This window comes from Echinicola arenosa (assembly GCF_014841125.1).
GTDB classification, from domain to species: Bacteria; Bacteroidota; Bacteroidia; order Cytophagales; family Cyclobacteriaceae; genus Echinicola; species Echinicola arenosa.
Window position 1 is genome coordinate 726,267 of record NZ_JACYTQ010000003.1, and the last position, 19,332, is coordinate 745,598.

General features: G+C 39.0%; 12 protein-coding genes. 5 read left to right on the top strand and 7 right to left on the bottom strand.

The features are described from left to right. Positions 1-423: 423 nt before the first annotated feature. Positions 424-1,092: a Rossmann-fold NAD(P)-binding domain-containing protein gene (locus IFO69_RS12145; RefSeq protein WP_225444115.1), complete on the top strand. Its 669-nt coding sequence runs from the start codon at positions 424-426 to the stop codon at positions 1,090-1,092. Between the two features lie 64 nt (positions 1,093-1,156). Here the strand turns inward: IFO69_RS12145 and ppsA are convergent, their stop codons facing one another. Further along, positions 1,157-3,595, bottom strand: coding sequence for a phosphoenolpyruvate synthase (gene ppsA / locus IFO69_RS12150; protein ID WP_192010362.1), 2,439 nt, complete (start codon positions 3,593-3,595; stop codon positions 1,157-1,159). A 706-nt stretch (positions 3,596-4,301) separates the two neighbouring features. Here ppsA and IFO69_RS12155 point away from each other — a divergent pair. Beyond that, positions 4,302-4,532, top strand: coding sequence for a hypothetical protein (locus tag IFO69_RS12155; RefSeq protein WP_192010363.1), 231 nt, complete (start codon positions 4,302-4,304; stop codon positions 4,530-4,532). An 18-nt stretch (positions 4,533-4,550) separates the two neighbouring features. On the opposite strand, the gene IFO69_RS12160 is transcribed toward IFO69_RS12155, so the two are convergent. Beyond that, positions 4,551-5,873: a DUF5690 family protein gene (locus tag IFO69_RS12160; RefSeq protein WP_192010364.1), complete on the bottom strand. Its 1,323-nt coding sequence runs from the start codon at positions 5,871-5,873 to the stop codon at positions 4,551-4,553. 377 nt (positions 5,874-6,250) lie between these two features. Here IFO69_RS12160 and IFO69_RS12165 point away from each other — a divergent pair, with 377 nt between their 5' ends. Continuing rightward, the gene (locus IFO69_RS12165) at positions 6,251-7,171 is read left to right on the top strand and encodes an alkaline phosphatase family protein (RefSeq protein ID WP_225444116.1); all 921 of its coding nucleotides are present in this window, start codon (positions 6,251-6,253) and stop codon (positions 7,169-7,171) included. Between the two features lie 13 nt (positions 7,172-7,184). Further along, a complete protein-coding gene (locus IFO69_RS12170) occupies positions 7,185-8,159 on the top strand; it encodes a metallophosphoesterase family protein (RefSeq protein ID WP_192010366.1) in 975 nt (324 codons plus the stop codon). Between the two features lie 337 nt (positions 8,160-8,496). Here IFO69_RS12170 and IFO69_RS12175 read toward each other — a convergent pair whose 3' ends face one another. The 5 genes from IFO69_RS12175 to IFO69_RS12195 form a co-directional block, all read right to left on the bottom strand. Then, on the bottom strand, positions 8,497-10,983 hold the full coding sequence (locus IFO69_RS12175) for an outer membrane protein assembly factor BamB family protein (RefSeq protein WP_192010367.1): 2,487 nt from the start codon (positions 10,981-10,983) through the stop codon (positions 8,497-8,499). A 268-nt stretch (positions 10,984-11,251) separates the two neighbouring features. Continuing rightward, entirely contained in the window at positions 11,252-11,674 is a 423-nt protein-coding gene (locus IFO69_RS12180; protein ID WP_192010368.1) for a DUF5018-related domain-containing protein, read from the bottom strand. A 24-nt stretch (positions 11,675-11,698) separates the two neighbouring features. Next, positions 11,699-13,534, bottom strand: coding sequence for a RagB/SusD family nutrient uptake outer membrane protein (locus IFO69_RS12185; RefSeq protein ID WP_192010369.1), 1,836 nt, complete (start codon positions 13,532-13,534; stop codon positions 11,699-11,701). Positions 13,535-13,554: 20 nt separating this feature from the next. Beyond that, entirely contained in the window at positions 13,555-16,779 is a 3,225-nt protein-coding gene (locus tag IFO69_RS12190) for a SusC/RagA family TonB-linked outer membrane protein (RefSeq protein WP_192010370.1), read from the bottom strand. A 431-nt stretch (positions 16,780-17,210) separates the two neighbouring features. Then, the gene (locus tag IFO69_RS12195; RefSeq protein WP_192010371.1) at positions 17,211-18,506 is read right to left on the bottom strand and encodes a DUF5690 family protein; all 1,296 of its coding nucleotides are present in this window, start codon (positions 18,504-18,506) and stop codon (positions 17,211-17,213) included. Between the two features lie 237 nt (positions 18,507-18,743). On the opposite strand from IFO69_RS12195, the gene IFO69_RS12200 reads away from it, so the two are divergent. Then, positions 18,744-19,328, top strand: a complete 585-nt coding sequence (locus IFO69_RS12200) for a helix-turn-helix domain-containing protein (RefSeq protein ID WP_192010372.1) — start codon at positions 18,744-18,746, stop codon at positions 19,326-19,328. Positions 19,329-19,332 lie beyond the last annotated feature (4 nt).

Here is a 19,332-nt window from a genome sequence, read left to right on the forward strand (position 1 = left end):
AATTTAACTTGATTTTTTTTATCAATAATAAACTTTTAAAAGCTTTCTATTTATTTTCAAAACACTCTCAATTAACACAAAAACAACTTCATTTCCTAAAAGATCAACCAATTATCTTATGAGACTCTATTTTAATATTAGTAAACTTATCTTTCTAAAAATTATTTAAACACCTAGTAATTTTACTAATGATAAAAAAATATTAAATCTGCTCCAATAGGGCATAAATTGAAAAATCCTTAACAATAAGGAAGTAGTAAATCAAAGTATTCAACGAATTACTCCTCCGATCCGTTTTAAGTATAATCGCTCGAATGCTTAAACCGGAAAAATCCCACTATAATAAAAATTGACCAGTATCAACATTTCGGCTAAGCACGATGAATGGAAGAATTACCCCAACTAATATAGGATCAAAGAATAATGAACATAAAAGCAATTATTACAGGATCAACCGGCATGGTGGGTCGTGCCGTACTTCTTGAATGTCTTGACCACCCTAGTGTAACACAAATATTGGTCATCAATAGAAGTCCGCTGGGAATCGCCCATCCCAAACTCAAAGAAATAGTTATTGAGGATTTTTATGACCTTAATCAAATCGAGGAGGAGCTTAAAGGATACAATGCCTGCTTTTATTGCTTAGGAACCTCTGCCTTAGGCATGAATGAAGAAGACTACATCAAAGTCACCTATCAAATGACCAAGGTCTTTGCAGATACTTTATATCGACTTAATCCGGAAAGTATTTTCAATTATGTTTCTGGCGCAGGAACGGATAGTTCTGAAAGTGGGCGCATGATGTGGGCCAGGGTGAAAGGCAAAACGGAAAACATGATCTTGAAACATGGATTTAAAGATGCTTATGCATTTAGGCCTGGTGTCATTTTACCCGAAAAAGGTATCCAATCCAAAACAGGCTGGTACAACACCATGTATGCTATCACCAAACCCTTATTTCCTTTTCTAAAGAAATTATCATCAGTGACCACTACCACGAATGTGGGTAAGGCCATGATTGAAGTTAGCCTCTATCCATACCGTAAAAAAATACTTGAGAACAAAGATATTAATCATATGGCCAAAAATTAATCACATCAAAAACGGAAGGTTTTAACTCCCGCTTTTGATGAAACTAACGAAATCATTGATTCATTTAAATGGCCTTTCTGATTTCTGCTTGGTAAACGGCCTGAATGGTTTTGGAAATAGCATCAGGGGTAATGCTGATGGTATCAATCCCTTCTTTTACCAAGAAATCCGTAAACTCAGGAAAATCAGAGGCACCTTGACCACAAAGCCCCACCTTGACGTTATTTCTTTTTGCGGCAGCTATAAGCATCCTAATCATGGTTTTGACGGCTGAATGTTTTTCATCGTAAAGATGGGCCACCAAAGAAGAGTCTCGGTCTATTCCTAAAGTGAGTTGGGTCAAGTCATTGGAGCCAATGGAAAACCCATCAATATGTTTGGCAAATTCATCCGCAAGGATAATATTGGAAGGAACCTCTGCCATCATATAGACCTTTAAATTATTTTTCTTCTGTTCTAAGCCTTGCTTCTTCATCACTGCTTTGACTTTCACGAGTTCCTCTACAGTACGACAAAAAGGAATCATTAAGATCACATTATCCAAGCCCATCTCTTCTCTGACCTTTTTGATTGCTTGACACTCTAGGTTAAAGGCAGGCTTAAATTTCTCTGAATAATAGCGGGAAGCACCTCTCCAGCCAATCATAGGATTTTCTTCCACTGGCTCAAAATAATTCCCTCCAAGCAGGTTGAAGTACTCATTGCTCTTGAAGTCCGAGAACCTCACTACAACCGGTTGCGGGTAAAATGCAGCCGCTATTTTTGAAATCCCAAAAGAAAGCTTCTCAATAAAATAATCCTCCTCAGAATCATAAGCACTGGTCAATTGGTGAATTTTTTCCGAAAGTTTCTCATCATTAATTTCCCGGTGGTTTAGTAAGGCCAGAGGGTGAACTTTAATATAATTATTGATGATAAATTCCAACCTGGCCAAACCAACCCCACAGTGCGGATATTGGGCATATTTAAAGGCACTGGATGGCGAACCAATATTAAACATAACAGGGGTACTCACTTTAGGAAGACTCTCCAAATCCAAAATTTCCTCTCTGTAATTCAGGTGCCCCTTATACACTTTTCCTACTTCCCCTTCTGCACAAGAAACTGTTGCCGTCAGGTTGGGGGTCAATATTTCCGTGGCGTTACCACAGCCCACAATTGCCGGCACCCCTAATTCCCTGGCCACAATTGCTGCATGGCAGGTACGTCCTCCCTTGTTGGTAATAATGCCTGAAACCTTTTTCATCACTGGCTCCCAGTCGGGATCGGTCATATCCGTAACCAACACATCCCCTTTCTTCACCTTATGAATCAAATCATGGCATTCATCATGTTCGCCTACTACAAAAACTTTTCCAGCTGCTATCCCATCTCCCACTGCAATTCCCTTAAGCAATACCCTGGAGCTATCTTCTTTTTCATCCAAATGGAATAGCTTTACATCTGAATGCTTTTTGGAGGAATGGATGGTCTCTGGCCTGGATTGAACGATGAATAATTCTCCACTTTGTCCATCCAAAGCCCATTCCACATCCATAGGACACCATCTATTGTGTACCATACTATAGTGTTCTTCTATCACGCAAACCCATTTGGCCAATTGTAGGATATGTTCATCCTTTAAACAGAACCTTCTTTGTCTCTCAGGACCAACCGGGCAGATTTCTACCCTCTTGCCCTCCACCATGGAATAAACCATTTGATGGTCCTTCGTCCCCAATTGCTTCTCTATAATCGCAGGAAAACCGGCTTTAAGCTTTGGTTTATGGACCAAAAACTCATCTGGTTTTACAGCCCCTTGAACCACCATTTCCCCTAATCCATAGGATCCATTGATCATGACCACATCTTTAAACCCCGACTCAGTATCCAAAGAAAATGCAACTCCCGATGCCCCTAAATCAGACCTCACCATTTTTTGAACACACACAGCAATCCCCACTTTTAGATCATGGTAGTTGCGCTTTCGCCTATAGCTAATGGCTCTTTCAGTAAATAGAGAAGCAAAGCATTTTTTAATACTTAAAATCAGGTCTTCTATACCTCTTACATTTAAATAGGTATCTTGTTGGCCTGCAAATGAAGCATCCGGCAGGTCTTCAGCGGTAGCAGATGACCTTACAGCCACGTCAGCCTTCCCTACACCATAGGTAGCGGACAAATTGAAGTAAGCTTCTTCAATGATCCCCTGCAAAGTAGCTGACATAGGCGCTTCTGAGATCGTCTTTCTGATCAATTGAGCTTTTTGCCCCAAAGAGATCAAATCATCCACATCAATATTTGCTAATATCAACTCTATATCTTCCCTGATATTTCCTTCTTCCAAAAATTGATAGTAAGCATCTACAGTAACAATAAAACCTTCCGGTACCTTTACGCCTTTTTGGGTCAGATTTTTCAACATCTCTCCAAGGGAAGCATTCTTCCCCCCTACTTTTTGGATGTCCTCGATACCAACCGAACTTAACAATTTTATAAGAGAACTATCAATTAAAGGTTTCATATAGCTATACGTTTGATGATACTCTATAAATTTCACGAAAACGATTGAAAAACACTAACCATTAATTAACAATTTCACACACTTAATTGACAATTATTAACAAATAAACAATTATAGACGTATATATTAAATTATTTATAAAAAATTATAGACTTTATTGATAATGATAATGCAAAAAAATAGACAAAGTACCTGATCTACTAGAATTACATTTTCAATAGTTTTACCTAAACCCACAATTCTTGGATAGTCGTGCTTCTTTTTGGATTGAAATTGTAACAAATACAAAAATGAACTAAAAAATAGTATGAGTTAATTCCCCATTCATCACTACACTTTAAAGATCATCTAACACCAAAATCACCGCCCTTTTGTTACGCTTGGCTGGTAAATGAGAAAAAGTGATTTAACTCTCCAATATTGAATCAAATAAATTCCTTTTAAATATTGTTTTCATTATATTTTAGTAATCAATTTAATAAAAAAGCAAATCCAGTTTATTGATTATATTATCTAAGAATTTTAATAACAAAAAATATCAGTAATACTTTCAATAATACTAAAACATATACGTTTACTAGATTTAAAAATAATCTATAAACAATAAATTCAGCATGATCTCCACCATAAACTAAAAATACCCCAATTACGGTATATTTATCAGGGATAGATTTAGGATATTTAACTTCTAATACTTTAATCAAACATGAAAAATCGCTTTTACGTAAATTCTATGGCCTACTCAGATGGATACCATGAAGTCCACCATGAAAAATGTCAGTTATTGCCCAATGCCAATCAGCAATTATTTCTGGGTTATTTTGAAAACTTCAGTGAAGCTATTGGTAAATCAAAAAGAATTTACCCATTATCCATGGGTTGCCAATTCTGCTGTAAAAAGAAACACGACTCCAAGCAGGGAATATTCGAACTATAAACAGCTTCAAACTTTAATTTATGAGCCACTTTCAAAAGCTGTCAAATAATTTTGGCTCTTCCGCACCACTCCTCTACTATTAATCCTTCTGAAATGATTCATGGCAATAACAAGAAACAGCAAGCCAAAAATGGCCACACCATAACTAAAATTTACCAATAGATGATGCCAGTTTAAATCTTGCATGAAAAAAGATTTATACATCAACAAAGAGACGCTCCCTAGATAACCAATTGAATCACAGATATAGATAAAGAAACCAGCATTGGCCCTGAATTTATACAAAGCCAACATCCTATCGAAAAACACTGTCTGAATGGGTGTATAAGCCATGAATAGGCCAATCCCTAAAAAGACCATCCAGTAAAAAGGAGATAATACGCCAGCTTCATAGAGATAAGTGGAAAGACCCAGACCGAAAAGCCCTATAGCCACCAAAGCCGAGGTAGCCCAAAAACCAATTTTATTATTTTTAATCAATGACAATAGACTTATCAATACCAATACCGTTACTCCTGATATCAATTCAGTAATGGATAAGACACTTTTTTCCCAATCAGGATCGATTTCATTCCAGATCTCCACAGAAAAGTTATCCCTAAAGTCCCTCATGGTCAAGAGCAATGCATAAATAAGTACCATCCCTATCATTCCAAAACTGAAAAACCGGAACGTCTTGACCTTCCTACTCCTATTCATGGGAATCCGTTCAGTCCGCAATGTAACATCCTCTTCTGTGGGAGCCGGAATGACTGATAACATCCATACAAATACAATGAACAAAGGCAAAAACAAAGCCCCAATGGTAAAAGGCATCCAAAATTCCGGTATCCAGGGAAACCATTCCAACACTTGTAAGTAAATGGTTTTCAAGAGCCCTGAGGCAATAATCACACTGATGCTCAAGCCAAATATCAAGACTTCCGTAAACTTCCTTCCTTCCAAGAAACTAAAAACGATTCCCCACACCATTCCCAGGGGCAGGCCATTGAAAAATAGAAATACAAAATTATATGGATAAGGCAACAGGCCAAAACCTAAAAGCGTCAGTTCAGCAAACAGAATCAATCCGATGATCAATTTAATTCTTTGACTGGGCTTCAATTCAGAAATAACTTTGATCCCCGTAAATTTTGAAATCATATACCCTAACACTTGCGCTATGATCAAAATTGACTTGTAATCCATTCCCCATAAGTACATCCCCTCATATAGTCCCGTAATAAAAGGTTTCCTAAATGCATACATACTAAAGTAAGCTCCAAAGGAAGCCACTATGCACCATGCTATAAATAGAAACCTATTTTTGGTCAGCATAGTATTTTGAACATGGTTTCGCATTCGCTTAAAGTTTAATTTGGTACACACGGATAGTTAGAAAGCAACTCCCTAAATCTAAGAGAACTTGCAAATAAAAAGGAAACGGATACCTTTCAGTAATTTCGAAATTAAATGAAATAAATAGATTATTTAAAATAAACGAACAATTTTTTTTCTTAAAAAGAAATTCAATGAAATTATTTAGCAGGAATAAAACATCTTACAAATTGATATTCCCCAATAAAAACAACTTATTTTCAAGTTATTAAATATAAAATAACTTTCATTTAACAAATGAAAGTTTTTCATATATAGAAATTTTAATACCTTTACAACAGTAATAATTTTCTTTTTAAGAAAAACATAAAACTACTTTGTTATTAATGCTTAAACCATCCATGAATTTTAAAGTCCAAAGTTTTCTTTTGATAGGTTTCGTACTAATTGTATCTATTAGTTGTAAACAAAATGTTCCTGTCGCCAAGCGTGTGGTGATGATTGGGCTTGACGGTTTTAGTTTAGAAGGCTACCAAACCGCAAAGCACCCAAATATAAATGCACTGTTTGAAGATGGCGTCATCTCCACATCTACAAGAACAGTAATGCCTTCTGTTACCATGCCCAACTGGACCAGCCACCTTACAGGAGGTGGGCCAGAGCAACACGGTGTATTTGGCAATGGCTGGGAAAAGGAAGACCACCCTTTGGATCCTCAGGAAATGGATGCAGAAGGCTACTACCCTTCCATTTTCAAAATAGTGAAAGATAATATCCCCACTATCAAAACAGGATTTTATTGGAATTGGAAAAGCTTGATCAAACCATTTAATGAAAGGTATCTTGATGAGGTAAAGTTTGAGGAAAATGATGAATACACCCAAAATTATCAATCAGCCCTGGATTTCCTGGTTGAAAACAAAGATGTTCCTACATTGGTTTTTTTATACTCTGTTCATGTAGATCATGCAGGGCATAGTCATCAATGGATGTCGCCGGAATACATTACCGCAATAGAAGAGGTGGATGTAAAGATTGGAGAATTTATTGAAAAGCTAAAAGCTGAAGGTCTATATGAAGACACTCATTTTCTGCTCTTCACTGATCATGGAGGAATTGGAAATGGGCATGGAGGTACCACCGTCCAGGAAATGATCGTACCATGGATGATCAAAGGCCCTGGAATCCATACAGACAAAGAATTGACTTCCCCCAATTCAAATGCCAATACGGCTGCAGTTGTGGCCAGCTTATTTGGCATCAATCAAACCCCTGCATCGTGGATTGGAAAGGTTCCTTCAGGAATATTCATGGAGAAATAAGACAATAAAAAAGATGGATAGAAAAGAATTTATAAAAATAGGGGCCTTGGGTACACTGGCAATGTCTTTCAGCCCTTTGGCTTTCTCTGCAGAGAAAAAAGACAAGAAGGTTCGCTTTGGGATCATTACTGACCTCCACTATGACATCATGCACAATGGACAAGAAAGAATCTCAGCCTTTATCAGCAAAATGAATGAAGACCAGCCTGATTTCATCATTCAATTGGGAGACTTTTGTGTCCCTAAACCAGAGAACCAATCACTACTGGACACCTGGAACAAGTTCCCGGGAGAGAAGTATCATGTAATCGGCAACCATGATACTGATGGAGGCTTCAACAGGGATCAAGTAGTTGAATTCTGGGATGCAAAAGCGAAGTATTACTCCTTTGACAAAAACGGGTTCCATTTTGTCGTGTTGGACGGCAATGAACATAATGAAAGCCCAAATCGCCCAAAAGGCTATGCCCGCTATATTTCACCAGATCAGCTGGAATGGTTGGAAAAAGACCTTAGCCAAACCTCTTTGCCTACCATTGTTTTTTGCCATCAAGGATTGGACAATGAAATGGCTGGGATAGAAAATGGCATGCCTGTAAGATACGCTTTGGAAAAAGCCAATAAAGAAGCTGAGTTCCAAAAAGTCATTCTCGTTCTTTCAGGCCACCATCATCAAGATTATTATAACCACATCAATGATATCCATTATGTGCAAATCAACAGCGCAAGCTATTACTGGTTGGGTGACAAATATAAGACAATAAGGTATTCCAAAGAGGTAGATGAAACCAATCCTTGGATAAAATACACTGCTCCCTATAAAGACCCGCTATGGGCCATGGTAGAAATTTCACAGAAAGGAAAAATCTTTGTAGAAGGTAGGAAAACAAGTTGGGTAGGCCCAAGTCCTGAAGAGATGGAAATCCCATCTAATCAGGGGATCTACCCAATTGTTTCCGAAATATCCAATAGGGATTTAAAAATTTAGATAGTTATCTGCATAGTTTGAAAAGCCGCAGCCTTTGGCTGTGGCTTTTCTTTTCGTTCCACGTGTCTTTATGATTAGAAATAAGTACTACTCCAAAACTGAACGATCATGAATTCTACCCCAATTTTAATCACCTTGTTTGCCCTATTTATTTTATTTGTTTTCTTAGGTATATACGCCGCATTCAAAAATCTAGGCTATCTAGCCTTTCTTTCGGGCATAATCATCACCCATATCTACAACTTTATTATAAAAAAAATATAAAATACCAGAAAACTGGCCCTACAAGAGTCCCAACCTTCTGGTATTTTCAGGTAACTTAATCGATTTTAAACCTTCATTTAGATTTAAAGAAGTAAATATTTCCAGCAAAATCGCAGATATAGAATCCTTCAGGAGAAACAGCTGGACTTGTCATCACCGGTGCTCCTAAGCTATTTTTCCAAAGTAGCTTTCCTCTGTGGGCATCTATTGCATACACTTTGCCATCCATCGCCCCAAAAATCAATTGATCGTTTACCAAAACTGGGCTGCTTTCTAAACTCTGTTCTTGATTTTGAAAATAAGAAGGCGTATAAAATAAAGCCTGATCTACTTCAAACTGCCATAACTTAGTTCCTGAATTTCGTTCAAATGCGGCTATACCCGGATGTGATCCTGCGATGATAATTTTGTCATCCAATAGAACTGGACTTGAAGTACCTGTATTTTGCATCCCTGTTTCGAAGCTGGCCAAAGTCTCACCAGTCTTCAAAGACAGTTGATGCAACTTACTCACCTCAGGGTTCTCTCGCTCCGCTACCCAAAGGTTTTCGTCAGCATAAGTCACCACTCCATCCCGAAATCGAAGCCCATCATCGTTTCTTGTCCAGAAGTGTTTTCCTGTAAGCTTGTCAAATGCATCCATACCACCCCATTGCCTGTTCACGATCAGTACATTTTCTGCCAATGTCATGGTGGCAGTGGAGCCATAACCTCCCAGATTCTTATCCGATTTCCATAATACTTCTCCTGTATTGACATTGAGAGCAGTCAAACTTTCAGAAAAACCTGTATAAACATTTTCCCCATCAGTTACTATACCTGATACAAACCCATACTTTCTATTGTAACCAATATCCTTTTTCCAAATTCTTTCACCATTGGAAATACTTATGGCGTAAGTATAACCCTCCATATCCGTTGCAATCAATTTCCCCTGAGCTATCACCATTTGGTTTTTGACACCATTAAGGGTTTGATATCTCCAACGCTCCTCCCCCGTATTGGCATCCCAACAAACAATAAAACAGTTTTCTGCATTGCCATCATCAAAACTGGAAGTCATTACATACTCTCCATAAAGTACGGGAGAACTCATATAAATATTGCTGCCAATATTTGCTGTCCAGGAAAGTTGATAAGGAGCTTTAATGCTGTCTTTCACCTGTTTCTGATGGGCTGGATTTCCTCCCATATTAAACCAGGAAAGATTATTTTGTTTGGGGACATCTACAAATTTGGCGTCAAAAATGCTTTTGCGGTGAATGACCTCTCCGCTGCTTAAATATGCATCTATCACCAAAGTATATTTTCCTGGTTTCTCCAGCTTCACATCCACACTCCAGTTCCAATCAGATTGTTGTTTCATCACTGACCATTTAGATTCATCTAAGGAACTGGTCCAATTGAAACCTTCACTTCCCCAAAGGCTGTAACGGACACTGTCCACATCTGCACCAGTATCATAGACGTTTACAGAAAAGGCCAATCTACCTTCTTTATTGGCCAATCCAAAACCCTTGTTGGGGTTGACAATTTGAATCTCCCGATCCAAATAGGTCCATCTTAACCTGCTATCAATATTTCCCTCAGCATCTACCTTGACTTCTCTAAAAGAAGAGGGAGAATGATCAATACCACCCTGAGGCATGGAGGATGTGCCAAATGAACGGATTCCAGAATCTCCATGCTCCTTGGTCATATTCATATGCAGATGCCCAAAAAACCAAGCTTTTAGGCCATGCTCATTTAAATTGATTATTTCTTTTTCGTTGACCTTAAAATCAAAATCCTCTTCGCTGGTCAACAAATCGTGGTTAAAGAAAAACTTGGCCTTTGTATCTCCATATACTTCAAAAAGGTTTTTAAGCCAGCCTCCAATGTCTTCATGATCAAAGCCAGGAGGATAATCCCCGCCCATCATTGGCGTAATGACATAAACCACCTCCCCTGCTTCAAAAGCATACCAGGCAGGACCAAACTTTGATTCAAAATAAGACTCTCCTCGCTCTCCCTTGATCAAATCATGGTTGCCCAAACAATAGTAAATAGGAATCCCTAATTCCTTTTCCGTCAAATTTTCACTGTGCCATTTCATACCTGACTCATAGCAGATATCACCAGTATGCACGACAAAGTCCGGCTGATGGACTTTGATATACTTTTTCAGATTATCCACCCAGTCCCCATATTCAAAGGTCTCCGTGTCACTGATCTGTACAAAGGATACTTCTTGCTTTTTCTCTTTCAATTGTAGGGGAAAATCATATTCTCTTTTTCCACCTTCTATTGGAATATATCGAACAATTGCATCAAAATCGCCAGAAGGATAAATGGTAACAAATCGCTGCTTTTCCCATCCAGGTAATTTAAATCGTCCCTTTTTGTCTGTTTTGACAACATGATATCCGTCAGACAATATTGCCCCGACGTACACCAGTTCCCCTTGATCCTGCAAGCCATTTGAATTTTGGTCAATAAAAACCGTACCTGACATTTGCCCCAGCGCTATTCCGTATACCGTAAAAACTAATCCAATGGTCAATAATGCATTCCTCATCATAATAATTCTATTTTATGTATATCCGCAATTCTACCAGTAAAGATTAAAAGCGAGTAGAAAATACCCTTTTGATTAAAGTATCAACTGCTTCAGACTTCAGGTCTACCTGGCAGCTAGACAGGCTTCCGACCACTTGAGCAAAGGGTGTATGGTTACTGGCATCATTGCGGATAATCAGATTCTATTTTCTATTTTCCCATAAATCCAAAAAGAAGAGGCCAGCCTAAAAAAGCTGACCTACCTCTAACTCAGACTAACCCAAACTTAACTATTGCTCAATATTTACTGTCCAATCCTTAAACTCTCCATTAGCAGAGTGAATTCTGTAAGTAAATTCTCCAGCAGAATAATCACTCACTACCCCTGGGGTAGGTGCACCGTTCAAAGGCTCGACTTTTACGCCGTCATGATAGATATAACAAGCCATTTTAGAAAGATCTTCATCAGCTCCTACTGTAGAAACCACCCTAAGACTATTTACATCCACTTCTGTAGAAACTGTAATATCGTCCCTTCTTGCTCCTTCTACATCTCCCTCTGCCAGGGTAATATCATTTAACTCCCACTTGTAAAAGAACACTCCGCTGGTAATATCCGCATGCGTCCCCCACTGTCCCTCATCCAACTCGATACGTTGTCCACAGGAAGCCATCATAATGGCCATGACAAACAATACAACTAGCTTTTTCATATTATTTTTCATTTCTGCTTGTTATTAATTCCAATTAGGATTTTGTGTTAAAGTAACACCTCCTTTTTCTTGATAAAGTACTATCTGTCCTCTTGGTACAGCTTGGAGATAATCTCTATTTGCATTGAAAACAAAGCCTGTACCGCCATCCTGGAAATCCGAGCGGTGGCCTATTGGCAATAAGTAACCCTCTTCATCTAAATATATTCCAGAAGCACTTAAAGAATAACCTACAGCCTGACCTTCTGTAGAGTTGGCATAATCCAAAAACTGTTGGCCTTTGGCGCCTCTTGGCACCCAACCTATCAATTGCTCCAAAGCTCCCCATCTCCTGAGGTCATCATAGCGTTGGCCTTCCATCGCCAATTCAACCCTTCTTTCTCTTCTGATTTCATTGATCAAGTTACTTTCGTCAGGATACCGTTTTTGGTAATTTCCTCCCCATGACGTAACATTGGCCATGTCCATATGAGCCATCCCCACCCGGTCACGAAGGACATTGACCGTCCGGTCCAAGTCGCTTTGTGTAATGGTACCCAAAATAGCCTTTGCTTCTGCATGAGATAAAAGCACCTCTCCATAGCGAAGGTATATCAAACCTTGGCCAGCAGGAGAACCATTATAGACTGCATCTTGAGGTGCCACTCCTTTATAGCAAAAGTAGCCTGTTGAACACTTGTAATAAGTAATTGTACTGGTTATTCCAGGAGCTGTACCAGCATAAGACGACCCGATTATCTCTCCCAATGTACCCTGCCCAGGATGATATATCGTTTGTCCCAGCCTTGGATCTCGGGAAGCAACCACAGCTTCCAAAGTTGCGTCTCCCTGATAGTCAGCACTTAGCTCAATAGGTGTCCCATCCACCATCAAATAATCATCCACCAAAGACTTTGTCAGGCCAATTCCACCGCCACCGGCACCATTATAATTCCACCATCTGTGGCCTATTCCATCACTGGGAAGATATTCTCTATAAAGCAATACACTTGGGATATCATAATAATGGTCTTGATTGAATAAGGTCCTATAATCAGTGGTGTAAATATTATCCCCCAAACGGTCAATCAACATTTGACTGGCACTGATCGCCTCATTTAAGAAGTCTGAACCATCCTTGCCGTCAACCTTAAAAGGGCTTGCCATTTTAGCGTGATAATATTCCCATGAACCTTCAAATAGAGCCACTCTTGTCTTAAAGCCTAAAGCAGCTTCTTTGGTGATTCGCATGGAAGCAGCTGCAGGACCACTACCACTCCATTGCAAGTTTTCAATGGCCTCATCAAGATCATCAATAATCTTTTGGGCAAATTCATCTCTTGGAAGCCTCACCGCATACAATTCCTCAGAATCTGTGCTCAAGACCTGATCGATAAACGGCACCCCTCCAAAAGTTTTCAAAAGGTCAAAATTAACCCAAGCCCTGAAGAACAAAGCCTCGCCTACATAATGGGCCGCACTGGCATTGGCCAGTATATCTTCACCCACTTTATCCTTCTGTTCTAAGAAGTAATTGATTTTCCTGAGGTTATCATAAGCCCCGTTCCAAGTAGAACTACTGGCCGGAGCATCTCCATTGGTATTCCAAATTCTTCCATTGATCATAGTAACACCACGATCATCCCCGATCATGTTGTCAGTACCATTTTCCCATGCATATTTTGGTGCATAACCTGTATAAGATGGCAAGATATCATACAGCCCATTTACATAGTTCTCCAGATCCTTTTCAGAAGTCCAATATGCCGCATCAGAGATTTCATCCTGAGGATATCTCTCCAAGAAATCTTCATTGCAGCTACACATCAGTATGATGAATGCTGCTAGGGTCAAAAACCTTGTGATTAAGTATTTATTCATGTCTATTGTTATTTTATAGATTAGAATGTCAGATTAAGCCCCAAAGAGAAAGTACGCTGTGGTGGATAGGTCCTTCCTCCACTGTTGTTCAATAACATTGGGTCGATTTTTACATGGGATTTATTCATCAATAATCCCAAATTTTCGATAGATGTAAACAGTCTCAATTTTTTAACAGCTAATTTTTGAGTCAGCAGAGAAGGGAAAGTATACCCCAACTGAAGGGTCCTAAATCTCAGGTAAGCAGCGTTGGTCAGCAACTGATCATTGGTTCTAAATTTACCACCGTACTGGCTGGACATGTAAGGTCTTGGAAAATAAGCACCGGTATTTTCAGGAGTCCAATAATCAAGACTGTGTTTCATAAAAGTGGAAAACCACATACTTCCACCTGTGTCTACACCTTGATAATAAAGGCCCGAAAACCATAGGTCTTGTTTGGCTACTCCCTCAAAGTTCATTCGCATATCAAAACCATTCCAATCTGCAGTCAAAGTCACGCCATAAGTATAGCGCGGAGAAGAATTGCCTATATTGACCAAATCGCCTTTATTATACCAGCTACCCGTACCGTTTCCTACCATACCATCACCATCCAGGTCTTTATAAATCAAGTCTCCAGGAAACCAATAATCACTATACAGGCGGTGTAAGGACGCATTATTAGTGAAGTCAGCACTACTGCTGGCCGTACCTTCTACTTCATAACCATAGATTGCTCCGAAGCGCTCTCCTGGCGTCCAAGTGCCACTCATCGAACCGGAAGCATTTTCATATTCTACCACATAGCCGATGTAATCGGACAAGATGAATTTGGCTCCCCAGTTAAAAGGTTTGCCTGCTAAGGATGTATTGTCCCTCCAGCCTACGGACAACTCCCAGCCTCTGGTTTCAGAAACCGCATTGTTCCGTTGAGGAACACTTGTCCCTAATACTTCTGGCAACTCTTCAGAGACTCCTATTTGATCATAAATCGTTCTTTGGTACCAGTCATAGGTTAGGGATAGCTTATCATTGAAAGCCAATACATCAAAACCAATATCCAATGTCCGCGGCTTTTCCCAAGTGATATCAGGACTTACCAAACCTGGCATTCTTACAGCTGGCACCCTGGTACCTCCAATGACATTTCCGGTTTTAGCCGTCACACTCATGGTAGGCAAGTAAGCATAATTGGAAACATTTTGGTTTCCCAACTCACCATATGAACCTCTTAGTTTCAACATACTGATCTGGTCCAATGACCAGAAATCTTCATTAGTAATATTATAAGCTGCCGATACGGAAGGGAAAAATGCCCATCGGGTATCTGTTGGGAAGCGGGAAGAAGCGTCATACCTGCCATTGAACTCCACCAAATACTTCTCCTTATAGTTATACTTCAAACGACCGAAATACCCCCGGGTGGACCAATGAGAAAGCGCATCATCCACGGAAGGCGCTTCTCCAATTGCTGTACTCAATGAAGGAACATCCTCCGTAATTAAGTTGGTTTTGTAACCATATAGCTGTTTTAACTGCTTCAATTCTTCCTGATACCCCACAATAGCGGAGAAACTATGATCATTTATGCTCAAATCATAGTTAGCATATAGATCGATCTGATGGTAATTGTTTCTATTGAACTGGCTGACATAGCTGTTTGGATAATTTTCATAAGCCCATTCATAATACCAATAAGTACCTTCCTCATCTGTATAATCCGTAATGGCCGTGATGTGGTTATAAGCCTTGGCATAATCCCTTGAATAAGTATTAAAGGAATAGGAACCTTTGATCAACAAACCTTTTACGGGAGTCAGATCGATGGAAGCGGTGGTCCAAAAATCATCTTCAGTATTGATGGCATTTCCCCCTTCAGACAACCTGAATAGTGGGTTATTGTAGGGCATATTACCATCCGGATTATAAAATGGAACTGTAGGCCATACCCTGCCACCAATCATTTCCGTAAAGGAATAATCTCCACTTCCATAGTAAGGGCGATCTGATATGCTTCTGCTGTATCGGTTGTTCAATGACAGGCCTAACCATTTGTTTACTTTTGTGGAAAGTTTTAGGGTTGCATTATATCGGTTAAACTGGTCAGTAAGCAATTCACTCATCAATCCTTGGTTTTGGTTCCAGCCCAAACTTGCATAGTAATTCAATTTATTGTCCTCAGCTCCACCACTGAAGCTTACCGTATGCTTCTGGTTCACTTGCCAATCTCTATAGGCCGCATCCTGCCATTGGGTATTACCAAATTGGAAATCACCCCACGCTCCCCAACGGCCGTTTCCTGGATCGATAGCTGCATTGATATTACTTGTGCCATTCATATAGGCCTGCATTTTGGCTATGGTCTCCTCACTGAAATAGGGTGCCTGTTGGGCATTGACAAAAGCATCATTCCAAGCGTTGGCAAAATCTACCGAATTGATTCCTTCAGGAACACCGACGATTTGTGAAAACGAAACGTTGGAGGAAACATTGATCTGCATATCTCCGGATTTACCGGATTTGGTCGTAATCAAAATCACACCGTGTGGAGCCCTGGATCCATAAATAGCCGAGGAAGCTGCATCTTTCAAAACAGAGATACTTGCTACATCTTCCGGGTTAATGGTATTGATGTCCTGAGCAACACCATCCACTAAAATAAGTGGAGAGCCCTTGGAATTCATTCCCGTAAAACCACGAATATTGAAACTGGCCTCAGAATTCGGGGCACCAGAGCTAAGACCAATGTTCAGGTTAGGAATAAGCCCCTTCAAACCTTGACCAAGGTCTTTGATAGGCCGATCACTCAATACCTCAGAGGTTACCTGATCCACAGCTCCTGTAAGGTTTTCCTTTCTTACGGTCTGGTATCCGATCACAACGACTTCATCCAAAGCCTTTGTGTCTTCTTTTAATACAATATTGATTACGCTTCTGCCGGCTATCGAAACATCCTGTTTGACATAACCTATAAAAGAAAAGGTAAGCACCGTTCCTTCAGGTACAGTAATCCTATAGTTACCATCAAGATCTGTAACAGTACCTTTTCCTGTGGATTCAACAAGTACTGTAGCACCCGGAATAGGTTGATTATTTTCATCCATCACAGTGCCTGTAATGGTGATATCTTTTGCATTTTGAAATTCATAAGCAATGAGCCGGTCGGCTTTTGCTGAAAGACATATTGGCCCGAATAATGAAAAAAAAGCCATTGTCTTCAAGATTCTCATGGGAATGAGAAATCTAGATATAATTTTTTTCATATCTTTGAATGTTAAATTTTAATGTTAGCGCATTAAATGAGACTCATCCCGTCAAGGTTTTGGTCGATCGATGACAGGATAAAATTCTATAATCAATAGCCTGAAGCATCCCAGTTTCGGGCTATTGTTTTTTATGGTCATAGCTTATTACATAGGCAATAGATTTTGTTCTTCAGAAATATCTTTTTCGCTTCGCTTCATAATTTTTAGACTATATCAATACTTACTATTCATGTTTATTTGACTAAGCTTAAATAAATTTCATATAAAGAAAAGCTATTCTAAACATAGAAACCTACCTAATAAATCATAAACAACTGAAAAACAAGTAATTAAAACATTTTAATAACCTAAACATAAGTAAATAATAATTACTCAGCAAGGCTTTTAAGGAAAATTTTATGATAAATTTTTCTTTTTAAGAAAATAAATTAAACTTCCACTGTTCCTTTGTATAACTTTTTCAACTTTAGTTTGACCACTTGGCCATTCAAAATCAAAATGGAAAGTCCTACCATAAAGATGACAAGTCCTCCTCCTATCAAATTCAATCGCGTGAAGAAATTGATCCAAGAGTAATGGAAATCTGCAGTTTCCTTAAAAATCATAATTCCCACACTGGCCATATACCCAAATGCATCTGCTATATAAAACAGGTAGCCCACTGTACCTTTGTATCTCAATACTGCCAGAAACCGTTCAAAAAGTAAACAGTGAAATAAGATATAGGGCAAGTAAACACTGAAACCAGAACTAATCATCCAAAATACCGGGCCGATTAGGTCCTTGCTAAATAAAAATGTGGATACGATCATCAATATTCCGCTCAGCAGGGTCAAGAATAACCCCCAGTTAAAGGCCTTTTGATTGCTCAATATCAAAATTCCCAATGCAGATATCACCAAAACGACAACTGCAATTGGTACTTCTGCCAAAGTGATCAGTTCGGGCTGCCCAGAAAGGCCTAATTCAGCCCAAAACTCTACAATAAAATTGTCCCTAAAGTCCCTCACAACAGTTAAGACAACATAAATTAGTACAAGCCCCACAAAAGCAACCCCGTGTTTTTTCAAGAAGTCTTTCCGATCAGCCTTTTTCATAGGAATCCGTTCTGTTCGAAGTTCCTTATCATGCTCTGATGGGGCTTTGCTCTTACTCAGTACAAAAGCAGCCAAAACAAATAATGGAAAATAAATCAAGCCTGTCCAAAAAGGCATGGTCATTTCATTCACCTCAAAAGCTTGCATTAGCCAAAGACCAGTCGTTTTGATCAAGCCTGTAGAAAAAATAAATGTAGCGCTCAATCCCACCACCAATAATTCTGAATTTTTCCTTCCTTCCAGATAGACCAGAACCAATCCAAATATCATCCCTAATGGCAGGCCATTCAAAAACATGGCCACCGGTTTCAAGCTTACTGGCACATAGGCAAAAGCAAGCAACATCAATAAGCCAAACCCTACCAAACCTACAAGAGCTGCAAAACGCTTATAAGCCGGTAGTTCGGAAACCACCTTGATACCAATAAACTTGGACAACATATATCCTAACACTTGGCTGATAATCAGAAGAGTCTTGAAATGGAAGTCATTTATCACCTCCACCCCCTCATATTGCCCTGCCAAAAAAGACTTTCTTACTGCATACATTCCCGTGTAGGCCATAAACGCAGTAGCTATTAATATAATATCAGTCTTGGTTATGGATACTTTATTTAGTTTGACCATAAGGATTATTTTCTTTTCAAGTAAAAACCGATCCGGTTTTGAAGAAACGTATTTTCTTCAAATGTAAGTCTAAATGGCATGCTCCTGTTAAAAAACTGTATTATGAAAGCGTTAATATTTCATTAACGGAAATTTATTTTCATATTAGGAAAATTATTTTAATCTTGCGGTCTCAATAATATTTTCATATTAAGAAAAACAAACGTACTTTCACATAGTTAAAAGCACATAAATACTATGGAAAATTCTGAATACTTAACCACTTGGATAGGATCTAAACTTAAAGATATCCGTAAATCCCACAATTTAAAACTGGGCGAGCTGGCTGATAAAACCGGAATCAGCATAGCCATGCTAAGTAAAATAGAAAACGGCAGGGTCTTTCCCACTCTTCCTTCCTTGATTCAGGTACTGAACACTTTGGATGTGGACCTTAATGAGTTTTTTGCTGACCTGAAAGGTGATAAAGAATTTCCAGGGTATTTGTTAAAAAAGCGAAAAGACTATAAATCCATTAAAAAGGAAGAGGAATCCATTGGGTTTGACTACGAATTGATCCTTAATCACAAAATAGAAAGGTCTTCGATGGAAATATCTCTTTTAACCATCAAAAGTGGCTCCCAAAGAGACCAAGTTTCGACTGATGGTTTTGAATACATCTATGTAATTAAGGGAAATCTTCAATACGAATTGGGCGAAAACACTTTCGAACTGGAAGAAGGAGACTCACTTTTCTTTAATGGCAATATTCCCCATCTACCTGTCAATAACAAAAAATCAGATGCCATTCTTTTGGTGATCTACTTTATAGAACTTAGATAAAACC

Excerpts from the sequence above, each read along its gene's own strand:
- IFO69_RS12145 (WP_225444115.1), top strand. The coding sequence starts at position 424 with ATGAACATAAAAGCAATTATTACAGGATCAACCGGCATGGTGGGTCGT.
- ppsA (WP_192010362.1), bottom strand. The coding sequence starts at position 3,595 with ATGAAACCTTTAATTGATAGTTCTCTTATAAAATTGTTAAGTTCGGTT.
- IFO69_RS12155 (WP_192010363.1), top strand. The coding sequence starts at position 4,302 with ATGAAAAATCGCTTTTACGTAAATTCTATGGCCTACTCAGATGGATAC.
- IFO69_RS12160 (WP_192010364.1), bottom strand. The coding sequence starts at position 5,873 with ATGCGAAACCATGTTCAAAATACTATGCTGACCAAAAATAGGTTTCTA.
- IFO69_RS12165 (WP_225444116.1), top strand. The coding sequence starts at position 6,251 with ATGAATTTTAAAGTCCAAAGTTTTCTTTTGATAGGTTTCGTACTAATT.
- IFO69_RS12170 (WP_192010366.1), top strand. The coding sequence starts at position 7,185 with ATGGATAGAAAAGAATTTATAAAAATAGGGGCCTTGGGTACACTGGCA.
- IFO69_RS12175 (WP_192010367.1), bottom strand. The coding sequence starts at position 10,983 with ATGATGAGGAATGCATTATTGACCATTGGATTAGTTTTTACGGTATAC.
- IFO69_RS12180 (WP_192010368.1), bottom strand. The coding sequence starts at position 11,674 with ATGAAAAAGCTAGTTGTATTGTTTGTCATGGCCATTATGATGGCTTCC.
- IFO69_RS12185 (WP_192010369.1), bottom strand. The coding sequence starts at position 13,534 with ATGAATAAATACTTAATCACAAGGTTTTTGACCCTAGCAGCATTCATC.
- IFO69_RS12190 (WP_192010370.1), bottom strand. The coding sequence starts at position 16,779 with ATGAAAAAAATTATATCTAGATTTCTCATTCCCATGAGAATCTTGAAG.
- IFO69_RS12195 (WP_192010371.1), bottom strand. The coding sequence starts at position 18,506 with ATGGTCAAACTAAATAAAGTATCCATAACCAAGACTGATATTATATTA.
- IFO69_RS12200 (WP_192010372.1), top strand. The coding sequence starts at position 18,744 with ATGGAAAATTCTGAATACTTAACCACTTGGATAGGATCTAAACTTAAA.